Annotated in this window: 10 protein-coding genes; all 10 read left to right on the forward strand. The window is 34.8% G+C overall.

Annotated elements, in window-relative coordinates:
- Positions 1–380: 380 nt before the first annotated feature.
- On the forward strand, positions 381–1,973 hold the full coding sequence (locus ACE199_RS13810; protein WP_375350274.1) for a long-chain-fatty-acid--CoA ligase: 1,593 nt from the start codon (positions 381–383) through the stop codon (positions 1,971–1,973).
- A 396-nt stretch (positions 1,974–2,369) separates the two neighbouring features.
- Positions 2,370–4,697: a hypothetical protein gene (locus ACE199_RS13815; protein WP_375350275.1), complete on the forward strand. Its 2,328-nt coding sequence runs from the start codon at positions 2,370–2,372 to the stop codon at positions 4,695–4,697.
- 952 nt (positions 4,698–5,649) lie between these two features.
- Positions 5,650–5,853 carry a hypothetical protein gene (locus tag ACE199_RS13820; protein WP_375350276.1) on the forward strand — a complete coding sequence of 68 codons (204 nt, stop codon included), beginning with the start codon at positions 5,650–5,652 and terminating at the stop codon, positions 5,851–5,853.
- Positions 5,854–6,497: 644 nt separating this feature from the next.
- Complete coding sequence (gene galE, locus ACE199_RS13825) at positions 6,498–7,466, forward strand: UDP-glucose 4-epimerase GalE (RefSeq protein ID WP_375350277.1); 969 nt, start codon at positions 6,498–6,500, stop codon at positions 7,464–7,466.
- 506 nt (positions 7,467–7,972) lie between these two features.
- Positions 7,973–9,346, forward strand: a complete 1,374-nt coding sequence (locus ACE199_RS13830; protein WP_375350371.1) for a sugar phosphate nucleotidyltransferase — start codon at positions 7,973–7,975, stop codon at positions 9,344–9,346.
- A 748-nt stretch (positions 9,347–10,094) separates the two neighbouring features.
- Positions 10,095–10,823 carry a YveK family protein gene (locus tag ACE199_RS13835; RefSeq protein ID WP_375350278.1) on the forward strand — a complete coding sequence of 243 codons (729 nt, stop codon included), beginning with the start codon at positions 10,095–10,097 and terminating at the stop codon, positions 10,821–10,823.
- On the forward strand, positions 10,816–11,475 hold the full coding sequence (locus ACE199_RS13840) for a CpsD/CapB family tyrosine-protein kinase (protein ID WP_375350279.1): 660 nt from the start codon (positions 10,816–10,818) through the stop codon (positions 11,473–11,475). Before ACE199_RS13835 ends, ACE199_RS13840 begins: the two co-directional genes overlap by 8 nt.
- A gap of 382 nt (positions 11,476–11,857) precedes the next feature.
- The gene (gene galU / locus ACE199_RS13845; RefSeq protein ID WP_375350280.1) at positions 11,858–12,739 is read left to right on the forward strand and encodes a UTP--glucose-1-phosphate uridylyltransferase GalU; all 882 of its coding nucleotides are present in this window, start codon (positions 11,858–11,860) and stop codon (positions 12,737–12,739) included.
- Positions 12,740–12,787: 48 nt separating this feature from the next.
- Positions 12,788–13,435, forward strand: coding sequence for a sugar transferase (locus ACE199_RS13850; RefSeq protein WP_375350373.1), 648 nt, complete (start codon positions 12,788–12,790; stop codon positions 13,433–13,435).
- Between the two features lie 16 nt (positions 13,436–13,451).
- Positions 13,452–14,393 (forward strand): GDP-L-fucose synthase, encoded by a 942-nt coding sequence (gene fcl / locus ACE199_RS13855; protein ID WP_375350281.1) that lies wholly within the window; start codon positions 13,452–13,454, stop codon positions 14,391–14,393.
- Positions 14,394–14,408: the final 15 nt, after the last annotated feature.

Below are 14,408 nucleotides of genomic sequence, written 5' to 3' on the forward strand. Positions count from 1 at the left end.
AAAAGCTAAAACGCTTTGATAGAAGAAAGAACATTCGGAGGGAATGTGAAAACTTTTATCAAAGTGTTTTTTTATTTTTGTAAATATTTTACAAATATAATCAATTCAAGATTATAAGATATATAATAAGTAGTTTTTTATAAATATAGTATAAATAGGATTTGTAGTAAAAATATTGTAAAAATATCTAGTATATGGTATTATTTAGGCAATGAAGCTTCTAAAAAATGTATCAACCTTTGTTAGAGTACGGGCCCGTAGAAAGAAATAATTATCTACTTAACTTTTACATATGGAATGATAACTGTTATTTCAAAAAAATGGAATATTATTATACAGAGAATTCAGTAAATTCAAACTTTTGGGATGGAGTGAAGAACATGAACGTACCATTAGTGTTGCCGCGTTTTTTAGATCAAGCAGTTGCTTTATATGGAGATAAAGAAGCAGCTTATTGTGATGATAGAGTATTTACATATCGAGAAATAAATGAAAGAGTAAATAGACTTTCACGTGGTTTACAAGATCTTGGAATTAAAAAAGGAGATCATGTTGCTTACTTAGCATCGAATACAGTGGAAATGTTCGAAGGATTTTATGGCGTGTATCAGCTTGGAGCAGTTATGGTTCCTCTTAATATACGATTAAAACCTGAAGACTACTTATTTATTTTAAATCATAGTGAATCTAAAGTATTATTTGTTGACCAAGATTTATACCATTTTATTGTACCGATTAAAGAGCGATTAGAAACGGTTGAGCATATTATTGTTCATTATAAAGACAAGGAAACTCCTGAAATCGATTATGATGCTTGGCTAGAAAGATATTCTGCTGATGCTTTCAATCGTGCTGAGTTAGATGAAAATGATGTATGCAGCCTTCTGTATACAAGTGGTACAACAGGAAATCCAAAGGGTGTCATGTTAACGCATCGTAATAATTATCTTCATGCCTTAAGTACTATGCATCACTTCCGTATTACGGACCGCGATGTATATTTACATGTTTTACCGATGTTCCATGTGAATGGTTGGGGTACACCATTTTCCTATACAGCAAATGGGGCTACTCATGTTTTTCTTAGAAAAGCTACTCCAGCGGCTATTCACGATCTAGTGAAAGCTCGTAAAGTAACTGTTTTAAATATGGCTCCAACCGTATTAAATGCTTTACTAGAGCATCATGCGAAGAATCCTGTTGAATTCGAGCAAGATGTCCGTACTTTCATTGCCGGATCAGCACCGCCACCTGCGTTTGTTACACGTGTTGAACAGGAATTAGGATGGGAATTCATTCAAATTTATGGAATGACTGAATGTTCTCCAGTAAGTGCGATTTCTAGGATTCGATCATCATTACCTGAATTATCACCATCAGAACAAGCTAAAGTGAAGGCTAAAGCAGGGTATCCAATGATTGGTTGTGAGCTCAAAATTGTTGATGAAAACGGAGAAGAAGTTGCTCATAATGGAAAAGAAATAGGTGAAGTTGTATATAGAGGACATGGTACGATGCTAGGCTACTGGAAAAATGAAGAAGCAACAATGGAAACTATTCGAAACGGTTGGCTTCATACAGGAGATATGGGGACAATCGATGAAAATGGATATATTGATATTGTTGATAGAAAGAAAGATGTAATCATTAGTGGTGGAGAAAATATCTCTTCTATTGAAGTAGAAGGAGCATTATATGAGCACCCAGCTATTCTTGAAGCTGCTGTTATCGCTGCTCCTCATGAAAAATGGGGTGAAACTCCACATGCTATTGTTGTTTTAAAAGAAAATCAACATGCCACTGAAGAAGAAATCATTAAGTTCTCAAGAGAACGATTAGCACACTTTAAAGCAGTGACAGGAGTTACATTCGTCGAAGAGCTCCCTAAAACAGCATCTGGAAAAATTCAAAAAGTTCATCTCCGTAATGATCATTGGAAGGCTCAAGGCAAAGGTGAACGTTTGGTGAATTAAAAGAGTAATGTAATGAAAGTCGATCATTTATGGTCGGCTTTTTTGTTTTATTGATGAGTAGTAAAAAGAAAAAGATTCGTTTCTCTCAATCTACATATAGCAACATCTGATACATTAAAGTTACTCGTTTTGAGACAAATACAGGCATTGGATTTTTAGTTGGTGATGTAACAAAATAAATAAATAATGCATATGATACAAATGGGGTAACTCAGATTCAATGTGAAATTGTACAAGCTATCAGAGATTCGGCTAGTGACAGAACCACTTATTCTAGTTTAAATATAGATGAAAGTGAGGAACCTGGTTTTGGTGAGATTGTGAATGATGGTATAGGCTTCTATGATCAATTCGGTGCACCGATTAAGAAAAAAATAAAATATGGTAGGTGGGAAAGTGACAGACTTTAAGAAACAACTTCCTATTTGGTATAAACAAGGTATAGAGCCGCCAAACAGTAAGAAGACAGTAGGGTGGCTACCAAATGAAAAGCCAACCGCCGAATATTTAAATTGGTTGCAAAACCGAACGTATGAGGCATTGAAAGAGCTTCAAGAGAATGCGACGCATAAAAATCAAATGGAGATTATTGCTTCGCAGTTGGCGGATATGGTGACTAATAAAGATACTTCAAATCAAGGGGATGTATTAACATCAAACGGAAACGGAACATCTTCATTTAAACCTCCAACAGAACGAGTTGGTTCTTCGCCAACTATTAAAGACTTAAATGACTACTCCGAATTTAAAAATGGTGATGATTGGATTCCAGCTTTTAATAAAGCTTTTTCAGATTTGACTTCCGTTGGCGGTGGTATTCTTCAAATTCCTGTAGGAACTTTTATCGTTAGGTCTATGATTACCATCCCCTCAAATATTAATGTAATAGGTGGTGGTGTAGGGTCAACCATTATAAGGTTGGCGAATGGAATAAATAGTGACATAATTAATTTTGATACGCATGTAAACTGCGGTATTAGTTATTTGACAATACAGGGAAACGTTTGGGACCCAAATCCGATGACAAATAAAACAGGTGTCATTGTTGGTCGTGCTGGACTAGATTTAACTAATGGAAGTATATCTAACTTGAATATCCATGATATTTCTATCCGTGATATAGGCGGTGATGGTTTCCGCTGTTACACAAATACATGGGTGTATTCATTATCAAGAATACGAATAGAGTTTTGTAGCGGTTATGGAGCATTTATAGAATCAACAGATAACACATATACAGACTTTTACATCAATGGTATTGGTAAAACAGGATTGTATGTAACTGGTTCTAATAATCGTTTTAGCGACATGAAAATTATTTTTTGCGGACGTGGAAATAAAGTAGGCGGAAATTTTATTGGTTCAGGCAATGATTTTGATGCTGGAGTATATGTAACAGGTAAGAGAAATCAATTTACAAATATTGAGTGTCAAGAAAATTATGGTCATGGTTTTGTATTTGATAATGCTATAGATACTGGGTTAATGGGGATGTTATCAGATGCAAACGGCTATTCAATGATTGCGAAAAATGTATCTGCTACAGCAGTCGGATTTTATTTCAAAGGTTCAAAAAGGATATCAGGAGACATAAAGTCAACAATTTTCAAATCCACTATATCTCAATTAAGAGGGTACTATATTGATGCAGGATGTAGTGAACTTTCGCTAGAATATTCAAATGACCGTGACCAACAAGATATTAATTTATCTGCTTCTTCTGTTATCACGAACGCATCCAGTAAAGTTGCGACTCAATCAACTGTAAACTACACAGCTACCAGACAATACAGTGACTTCCTCAATTCAGGGATAGCATTGAACAATTTGATTACAGGTTATAACGGAAGTAACTTTCAACTAGGTACGGACAAGGTAACATCTTACACAGTTAGCGGGAACGAGCTCCAAAATATTACGACAAACTGGTCTGGGACAGCACCAAGATTAGGTACTGCATGGAAACCTGTTGTACAAGGTAAAACTTATTTGGTCAGACTACAGCTTAAACCATCGGTAAATAACTATTTCCTTCGAGTACATGCTTTCTATGATCAAGCACCCTATGACTTTGTTAAAAGAACAGATGCTCGTTATGTTTCATCTAGTTATACAGATATATCTTTCACATTTACGGCAGATAGAAATAGTAGTAATTTCATCGTATCAGTTTGGGACAACATAGACGGGAACAACGTTACACAAGGTTCATTCAATGTAAAGGAAGTTGCAATTGTAGACATTACTGATGCACTTAGCCAGTTTTATCTCGTAAATACATTGGATAAGGTAGTAAAAAATAACTACTTTTTAAGTTCCCGTACATTTTCTTCTGGGGGGAATACTGTCCCTGCTATTGAAACCGCTTGGGAAGATTGGACACCTATACTTACTTGGACAACTGCCAACCCTACAGGCATCACGACAAGGGCTAGACGAAAAATAGCAGGTAAAACTGTATTCTTTTCGATTCAAATTTCGTGTACAGATGGAAATGGAGCAACTGGATTAAAGATTAATGTACCATCTGATATGTTGCCTAAACAAAATAACTTACTTCCACCATTCTATAATACTGTGATTACCGGATCTTCTACAAACGTAAACAGACAGGTTAATTTACGGGATGATTTCAACCAAGATATAAATTTTGGTTACTTGGGTACGGCAACCGCAGGGCAGGTTTTAAAAATATATTTCCAAGGATTTTATGAATTGCAGTAATTTACCGAATAAGGATTCATACTTTGTTGAACTAATGATTAACCGAAATCGATTCAGTTGTAAAAACTATCGCGCAATCTTGAGGACTGAGGGTTTTGCGCGATAACTATTTTAACTCGTATTCAGATCATACTGTGCAATAGTGAAAGGTACAAAAATTTGTTGTGAAATAATTGAATAGAGAATTCTAAAGTTGCCCAAATTGAGCGGCTTTTTATGTGCGACGGGCAGTCGTACCTTGTGTAGTGTAGTGCACTGAATGAGTTGTTAAAGGGTTGAATTACGTTACCTTGTAGTAAACACGGCTCCCGAATCCCTAGAAGATTCATTTTCTCGAAGGTGAAAGCCTTCCACTAGGGTGCTGATACAACTAGTGAAGACTAATTTATGGCATCATCGTGAGGTGGTGTCTGATGGAGATGCGGATAATCGAGAGACCCGTAGTCGGATAAATAGACTCAAATGCAATAAGTGTGAAGCATGGCGGCGGGATAAGTTGGCGACTATGCGTAAATAATGGGAAGTCCCTACTATGTAGTGATTTCTATTCAAAGAATCAGCCGAATAGAGATAGCTTATCAAATGATGGTGCTGGGTATGTTTAGAAGGAAAGTGCGATGCCCCCGTGAGATCTCCGTCTATACCGAAAGGACATGAACCTATAAGGGTAATCCGAAGTGGTCCATATGGACGGAGAAGTCAGACGTTCTGTGGTGTATGGACTAAACCGTGCATGAACGGAAGGAGAACGACCTCGTGGATTTACACTTGTAAAAGTGAACTTCTTTCTCAGCATTTGGAAAGCCGTCAAAGCAAACGAAGAGTATGGTATGAAAAGTCGATGTTATTTTAATGTTTTCGAGATAAATTACTAGCGATTGATTCGTATATTCGAAGAAGATTGCGAGTCGCCATGATTCATAAACACTCTAGCCAAAGAAAAGGGTGGGCAATGAGTACCAAATGGAATAATGAATATTTCGCAAAAATTGGCTTAGTCCCTGCCTTTCAATATTATTATGGAAAGCAATACGGCCACACAATAGAGGATTATCTTGAGTATATGAAAGAAAAGCAAAAGAAGAAACACAAGGAGAAAGTCCAAAGAGCAAAAGAACAAGGGAAAGAATATTACCACTCCTACCCTTGTTCGTAAAATGAACTATGCTCATAGAATAGCTGGAATTGATAAATAAAACACGTTGGTAAGCCGTATGTCTTAATAGGACACGTGCGGTTTGATGAGGGGGTAGCCTTGAAAGAGGTTACCCTACTCTATTATGAAAGGGGGCTGATAATATGCCTTACTCAGAACAGCTATCAGAATGGGAAGTACCAGGAATCCAATCACCTGAACAACAAAAACAAAGTGTGAAAATATATGTAACAGAACCCTTATTTTGATTGTTTCCAATTCATAACATATCCCACTTTAAAAGAATAACAGGATTTGATACTTGGTTATGAGTAATAGGATAATTTGTACTTTATTGTAAATATTAATTGACACATTCTTTATATAGAACTAAGATAAAATATATAACATACTTCTTTAATAGGCATAGATGAGAAAATAATTAGGATTAAACTTAAATCTCCGCTAAATTCTTTTAATGATACTATTCCGAAAGTCCATCTTAGAATTCGATCATTGATCTAGATGAATCATAATGGACATGGGAATAGTATATTTTTTATATTATTGTTCTTTATAGAGAGTGGTAATCGTAAAGAATTATTTGATAGATTACAAGTTGAATAAGTAAGAAGTTGTAATAACGAATGGAGGTAATTAACCCAATGATTTTAGTTGTAGGTGGAGCAGGTTATATCGGCAGCCACACAGTTAAAGAATTGGTAGATAGTACAGAAGTTGTTGTTTTGGATAATTTATCGACGGGCCATTGCTGGGCTATTGATGAAAATGCGATTTTTGTTAAAGGAGACCTAGGCAAAGAAGAGGATTTAGAAAAGGTTTTTTCTACTTACTCAATCGATGCAGTGATACATTTTGCAGCAAATAGCTTAGTTGGAGAATCAGTTGTTGATCCGTGGAAATATTATGAAAATAATGTAGTGGCAACATTAACGCTATTGAAGGTAATGATGAAGCATGATGTAAAGAATTTCATCTTTTCATCCACGGCAGCTATATATGGAATCCCAGAAGATACTTTCCTGACAGAACAATCGCTAACGAAACCCATTAATCCTTATGGCTACTCTAAGTTAATGGTTGAACAAATTTTGGAGGATTTTTCACAAGCCTATGGTCTGCGTTATATTGTCTTGCGGTATTTTAATGCGGCCGGAGCCCATGAATCTACGTCCATTGGTGAAAGTCATGATCCCGAGACTCATTTAATTCCGATTATTCTTCAGCATTTATTAGGCAAACGTGAAAAGATCTCCGTTTTTGGGAAAGATTATGATACCCCAGACGGAACTTGTATTCGTGATTATATTCATGTAACCGATCTTGCTCATGCTCATATATTATCACTCAATGCTTTATTAATGGGTAAAAAGCAGATGGCTACTTATAATTTAGGTAATGGAACAGGCTATACTATAAAAGAGGTTATTGAAACATGTGAAATTGTAACTGGACGTCAAGCAACCATTGAATATGTGGAACGCCGAGCGGGAGACCCTGCTCAACTAATAGCCTCATCCGAAAAGATTTATCAAGAGTTGGGGTGGAAAGCAAAAATTAAGCTACCAGCGATTATTGAAAGCGCCTGGAACTGGCATAAAAGGAACAACTGATTAAAAATTTGCATTATTTTTGGTTATTAGTGATTAATCAAAAGGCATGATTTATTTTACGAAATTCACTAAAATGTGTATAATCGTATTGACTAGTTCTTTATAAAGAACTAAAATGATAGTAGGATAGACATACATATATAACATTAATCTACTTAGAAGTAAATATATATATTAAAGTATATACTCTTTAAATCTACCTTTTCGTTCTTTATTAGGAACTTAATGTATGTTTTAAAGATTTTTTTGTTTATTGGTTCTCTATAGAGTACGAATTATTCGTTTTAAAATAAAATATAAAGATTCGGTAATGTCTCCTTACCACTATCAACGGAGGCACTCGGTCATGCTGTGGGTTGAAAAGCCTTAGACGCCAGTCGTCAAGAGTGTGATGTGAGGATGGGTTAAATGCCCTGTTTATTAAAAATGATGAGGAGCTATCTATCATCTTCTTTATGGAGGATTTGAATAGAAATTCAAAAAATATCATTAAAGGAGAATGGATGATGCAATTAGTTTTATTATCAGGTGGATCAGGAAAACGTTTATGGCCGTTGTCAAATGATGCAAGATCAAAGCAGTTTCTGAAGGTGTTAAAGGGAGAAAATAATCAGTTGCAATCGATGGTTCAGCGTGTATGGGGACAATTAAGCCGAGTAGGGTTGGCTGAGTCGACCGTTATTGCTACAAGTAAGTCACAGGTAGATATAATACAAAGCCAGCTTGGAAACCAAACCAGCTTAATTATTGAACCTAGTCGTCGAGATACGTTTCCAGCGATTGCACTTGCTGCCACATATTTATATACGGTAAAGGAAGCAGATCTAAATGAAGTAGTTACTATTCTTCCTGTAGATCCCTATGTTCAAGAATCCTTTTTTGAAAGTATTAAAGCTTTAGAGAATGTGATTCATCACAGTAAAGCAGAGTTAGCTCTAATTGGAGTAAAACCAACATATCCTTCAGCGAAATACGGATATATTATCCCAAAAGATGAAAAACAAAATCAATATTTTCAAGTAAATAGGTTTACGGAAAAACCTACAGAAGAACAAGCATACGAACTGATTGAACAGGGGGCACTTTGGAACTGTGGCGTATTTGCGTTTAAATTAAGTTATGTGATTAATATACTAGAGAAAAAAGGGCTTCCTATTCAATATGAAGAGCTATTAAAAAAATATGATAAACTTCCTAAAATTAGTTTTGATTATGAAGCGGTTGAAAAAGAAGATAATATTGTTGTACTTCCTTATAAAGATTATTGGAAAGATTTGGGTACATGGAACACTTTAACAGAAGAAATGGACACAACCAAAATAGGCAAGGGCATCATAAATATGGAATGTGAAAATACTCATCTCATAAATGAATTAGATATTCCAGTTACGATAGTAGGTGTTTCTAATGTTGTTGTTGCTGTAAGTCCAGATGGGATTTTAGTGGCTGATAAAGAAAAAAGCCCGCGTGTAAAAGAAATAGTAGGTGAATTTGACAGCAGACCTATGTATGAAGAACGTCGTTGGGGCTGGTATCGTGTATTGGATCATACCAAAATTAAAGATGGACGTGAAGTGTTGACAAAACGAATTGGAATTAAAGCGGGTTACAACGTAAGTTATCAATACCATTTTAAAAGAAGTGAAGTATGGACCATCATTAAGGGAGAAGGAATATTTGCTCATAATGATAAATTACAGGTTGTCCGACCAGGTGATGTACTAAAAATTAATGTTGGAGAAAAGCATGGTCTAAAGGCGATTTCTGATTTAGAGATGATAGAAGTCCAATCAGGTTCAGAATTAATTGAGGAAGATATTGTTCGTATGTTTATGAAATGGGATGAAGTTGAAGAACATTGTTTTTCCTTGAGTAGATAAAACCTACACGAGCTGTATTGACATAACCGTATTTGAGTAAAATCGTTTGAAGTTCTGTTTTCGAGTGCAGGGAAAGCAGGTCGATTCACCGTTTCGGTTCATATCGAAAAATGAAGTCTGAACTATATAATCGGAATGAGGACTTGATTCCCTACGACTGTAAAAACTTTTGTTTTTGCTGGAATCTTAGAACGAGAGGTTCAGTAGTTGTTTGGTTTTTCTTATTACCATTGCTATCGAAGAGTTTAGCACCGATTCTGACAAAATAATATTAGTCAGTAATTTTTTTGAAAACCGACAGTAACATAATAACAAGGGTGCTTAATCAACAAGAAGTATTAGAGGACTGTAAATGTCCTCTTTTAATTTCGCGTGCTCAGCAAGCCGTTAATTGCTAGTTGGTGAAAGTCTAACCTGAGTAAGGAATTAGAGGAAGTAATCGATATTAATTGCATTAGACAAATTAAGAAAATTGATTGATACACTTGTTAAATTAAAAAGTGAATAATCACGGAATTTATAATTTTAATACATACGTAAAATAGAATTGAAAAAGAGCATTTTTAGGTAGAGACGCTCTATATAAAGAATATAAAATAAGTTTATAAAGTGAATTGTTATATTTGGCCACTTTAATATATTTCATATGAAAAAGGATATTGTATACCTAATTTGTTTATTATTAAGAACATGTATAAAAAGATTTATTGTAGGATTGGTCAAAAAAATATAACTTTATGGAGGAATTATGGAAGAATTGGATTTTATTACAGTGAAAGATTTATTTAACGCTATGAAGAGACGTTTAAGGATGATCGTGTTAATTACATTACTTGCAACAATGACAAGTGGTATTTATAGTTTTTATTTTATAACTCCAAAATATCAATCTTCTACACAGATTCTTGTAAACCAATCAAGAGAAAATGGACAAGGAATTGATTATAACCAGGTTCAATCCAACCTAGAGACCTATAGTGATATTATTAAGAGTCCAATGATACTCGATATAGTTAGTAGAAAATTGGAATTAAATCGCCCTGAAAAAACGTTAGTTAAACAGATAAATATAAGCAGTGGAGAAAAGTCACAAGTACTTACTATAACAGTGCAAGATTCAGATCCAGAAACTGCAGCAAAAATTTCAAACACGATTGCTGAGACATTTAATGAAGAAATTCTAACATTAATGAATGTTAATAACATAAAAATTTTATCAATGGCAAAAGTAAATCCATCACCAACCAATCCGAGTCCGAAATTAATTATAGCCGTTGGTTTTATATTTGGATTAATAGCAAGTTTAGGAATTTGCTTTTTACTAGAGAAGATGGATGATTCGATTAAAACGGAAAGTGATGTGGAACAGTTATTGGGTCTTCCAGTATTAGGGGAAGTATTCGAGATAAAAGGCAAACACATGAAACAGATAAAACAAGTTAATCTAGAAGTTCGAGGTGAGGCAATTGATGTTTAAACGAAGTGAAAAAGTTAATGTTAAAAAAGAAATAAGCTTGATTTCTTATATCAATCCGAAATCAATAATTTCAGAACAATATCGTACGATTCAAACGAATATTCAATTTTCAACCATTGAAAAGGTCTATCGAACATTAATTATTACGTCCCCAGGATTAGGAGAAGGAAAGACAACTATAACGGCAAACTTAGGAGTCGTGATGGCTCAACAAGGAAAAAAGATTCTTATTGTCGATGCAGATCTCCGCAATCCAATAATACATTATATTTTTAAAACTGAAAATATGACTGGATTAACTAATGTTCTTATACAACAAACTTCATTACAAGAAGCTATACGAAAAACGGAGATTGAAAAATTAGATATTTTGCCTAGTGGACCTATTTCTTCAAATCCAGCGGAACTTTTAAGTTCAGATGCAATGAAAGAGCTCATGGAGCAGGCCTTAGAAGAGTATGATGTGATTTTATTTGATTCCCCGCCAGTTAATTCAGTTGCCGAAGCGCAAATACTGTCTAATTTAGGTGATGGTGTTGTATTAGTTGTAAACAGTGGAAAAACGAAAAAGGAAACGGGTATAAAAGCCCTAGAATCACTAAAATCTGCAAAAGCAAAGCTTTTAGGAGTCGTGTTAAATAATAAAAAGTGATCAGTATTATTAATACGGCAGGTCATAACTACCTATCTTTCTATGATATTTAAATTAAAACGCTATATTTGTTCTTTATAAGGAACGAAACTAATCGAATGACAAAGATGTAATGAAAGACAATCTATTAAGTTACATGAGTTATTTTTAATTGAATTTTTTTATCGGATAGTTCTTTATAAAAAACAAATGGTTGTTTATGTGATGATGCCTCCTTATCACTATCAATGGAGGCACTCGGTTATGCTATGGGTTGAGATAAACCTACCTTAGACGATAGTCGTCGAGAGTGTAATGTGAGGGGGAGGTTGACGCCCTATTAGTATAAATTTCGAGCTTTTACGTTATTTTCTTATTTCTAAATAAACAAGGAGGGATTTATTTGAAAAAAGTGAGAAAAGCAATTATACCTGCAGCAGGACTAGGGACGAGATTTCTACCTGCAACAAAAGCAATGCCAAAGGAAATGCTCCCAATCGTTGATAAGCCTACTATTCAGTATATCGTAGAGGAAGCAATTGAATCTGGCATTGAAGATATCATCATCGTGACTGGAAAAGGAAAAAGAGCGATTGAAGATCATTTTGATCATGTCTTTGAACTAGAGCAAATCTTGAAGGAAAAAGAAAAGTACGATTTGTTAGAAAAAGTGCAGCATTCCTCAAAGCTTGTTGATATCCACTATATTCGCCAAAAAGAACCGAAAGGATTAGGGCATGCTGTTTGGTGCGCACGAAAGTTCATCGGTGATGAGCCATTTGCTGTTCTCCTTGGAGACGACATTGTTGTTTCTCAAAAGCCTGCATTAAAGCAATTGATTGAAGAATATGAACAAACAGGATCATCTATTATTGGCGTACAAACTGTTCCTCACAATCAAACGAGCCGCTATGGAATTATTGATCCCCTTGTACAAGAAGGAAGACGTTATAAAGTATACAATTTTGTTGAAAAACCAAAAGAAACTCCACCGTCAAATTTAGCCATCATGGGGAGATATGTATTAACTCCTGAGATATTTACATTCCTAGACAACCAAACAATTGGTGCTGGGGGAGAAGTTCAACTAACGGATGCCATTCAACAATTAAATCAAGTGCAAGAAGTCCATGCCTATGATTTTGAAGGAACTAGATATGATGTTGGTGAGAAGTTAGGTTTTATCCTTACAACCATTGATTTTGCTATGAAAAATGAAGAATTGAGAGAAGATATTTTTCAAGCATTAGAAAAATATCTCGAAGTTGAAAAAGCATCCAACTAGTAGGGGGAGAGTTTGTTGGATCTTACTAAAATGAAAGAAAAAGAGAACATGATTAGTGATTTTAATCAAAAAAAAATCGTTAATCAAAAATCGGGATATCTACTTACGAAACGTGTCATAGATATTGTGGGAGCTTTAGCTGGACTTATCTTATTATCACCTTTTGTTTTAATTGTTGCCATTCTTATCAAAATGCAAGACCCAAGAGGCCCGATTTTTTTTAAGCAGCAACGAATTGGCAAAAATGGACAAACGTTTTATATGTATAAATTTCGTTCAATGGTTACGAATGCGGAGGAATTATTAAAGGATTTACTAGAAAAAAATGAAATAAGTGGTGCGATGTTTAAGATGAAAGATGATCCCCGTATTACTAAGATAGGCAAGTTTATAAGAAAAACAAGTATTGATGAATTTCCTCAGCTTTGGAATGTAATGAAAGGTGAGATGAGCCTTGTTGGACCTAGGCCTCCATTACCCAGAGAAGTTGAAGAATATGATGATTATGATAAGCAGCGGTTAACGGTCACACCGGGTTGTACAGGTTTATGGCAAGTTAGCGGGAGAAATAGTCTTGGTTTTAAGGAAATGGTTGAATTAGATCTTAAATATATTTCTGAAAGAAATATTTGGATGGATATCAAAGTTATATTGAAAACCTTTCTCGTTTTATTTGGGTCAAAGAATGCTTTTTAACTAAGGGAGTGTTTGAATGGAAAAACATTCAAAAATATATGTTGCTGGGCATCGAGGATTAGTTGGCTCTGCTATTTTAAGAAAATTGCAGAAAGAGGGATTTACAAATCTAATCTATAAAACTAGCAATGAATTAGATTTGCGAAATTTTGGGGAAGTTTTAGACTTTTTCGAGGAAGAAGAAATTGAGTATGTGTTTTTAGCTGCTGCAAAAGTTGGGGGAATTGTGGCAAACAATGAATATCCAGCCGATTTTATTCGCGATAATCTTTTCATACAAACCCATGTGATCGATGCGGCATATAAAACCGGCGTGAAGAAACTTCTTTTCTTAGGAAGTACTTGCATTTATCCAAAATTTGCTCCACAGCCGTTAAGAGAAGAATGTTTATTAACAGGTGAATTAGAACCGACAAACGAGCCGTATGCGATTGCAAAAATTGCAGGGATCAAAATGTGTCAATCATACCATAGACAATATGGGGCAAAATATATCTCCGTTATGCCAACGAACTTATATGGTCCAAATGATAATTTCGATTTACATACATCACATGTTTTGCCGGCATTAATACGAAAATTCCATGAAGCAAAAGTCAACAACATGTCTGAAGTCGAGGTTTGGGGAACAGGAACACCAAAACGAGAATTCCTATATTCAGATGATTTGGCTGATGCATGTGTGTTCTTAATGAATGATTATGAAGGAAATGAAATAGTAAATGTTGGTGTTGGAGAGGATATTTCAATTAAAGATCTTGCTGAAACGATTAAAAAGGTCGTTGGATTTGATGGTGAAATCATATTTGATACGACAAAACCTGATGGAACACCTCGTAAATTAGTAGATGTATCTAAAATTAATTCGTTAGGTTGGAAAGCGAGTATTCCTTTAGAAGTAGGATTACAAAAAGCATATCAATGGTTTTTGGAAAATGAATGTTCAAAAGTAAATTGATAAATTGGAGGACTA

The organism is Peribacillus sp. Hz7 (assembly GCF_042136355.1).
GTDB lineage: Bacteria > Bacillota > Bacilli > Bacillales > DSM-1321 > Peribacillus > Peribacillus asahii_A.

Excerpts from the sequence above, each read along its gene's own strand:
- ACE199_RS13810 (WP_375350274.1), top strand. The coding sequence starts at position 381 with ATGAACGTACCATTAGTGTTGCCGCGTTTTTTAGATCAAGCAGTTGCT.
- ACE199_RS13820 (WP_375350276.1), top strand. The coding sequence starts at position 5,650 with ATGAGTACCAAATGGAATAATGAATATTTCGCAAAAATTGGCTTAGTC.
- galE (WP_375350277.1), top strand. The coding sequence starts at position 6,498 with ATGATTTTAGTTGTAGGTGGAGCAGGTTATATCGGCAGCCACACAGTT.
- ACE199_RS13830 (WP_375350371.1), top strand. The coding sequence starts at position 7,973 with ATGCAATTAGTTTTATTATCAGGTGGATCAGGAAAACGTTTATGGCCG.
- ACE199_RS13835 (WP_375350278.1), top strand. The coding sequence starts at position 10,095 with ATGGAAGAATTGGATTTTATTACAGTGAAAGATTTATTTAACGCTATG.
- ACE199_RS13840 (WP_375350279.1), top strand. The coding sequence starts at position 10,816 with ATGTTTAAACGAAGTGAAAAAGTTAATGTTAAAAAAGAAATAAGCTTG.
- ACE199_RS13850 (WP_375350373.1), top strand. The coding sequence starts at position 12,788 with ATGATTAGTGATTTTAATCAAAAAAAAATCGTTAATCAAAAATCGGGA.
- fcl (WP_375350281.1), top strand. The coding sequence starts at position 13,452 with ATGGAAAAACATTCAAAAATATATGTTGCTGGGCATCGAGGATTAGTT.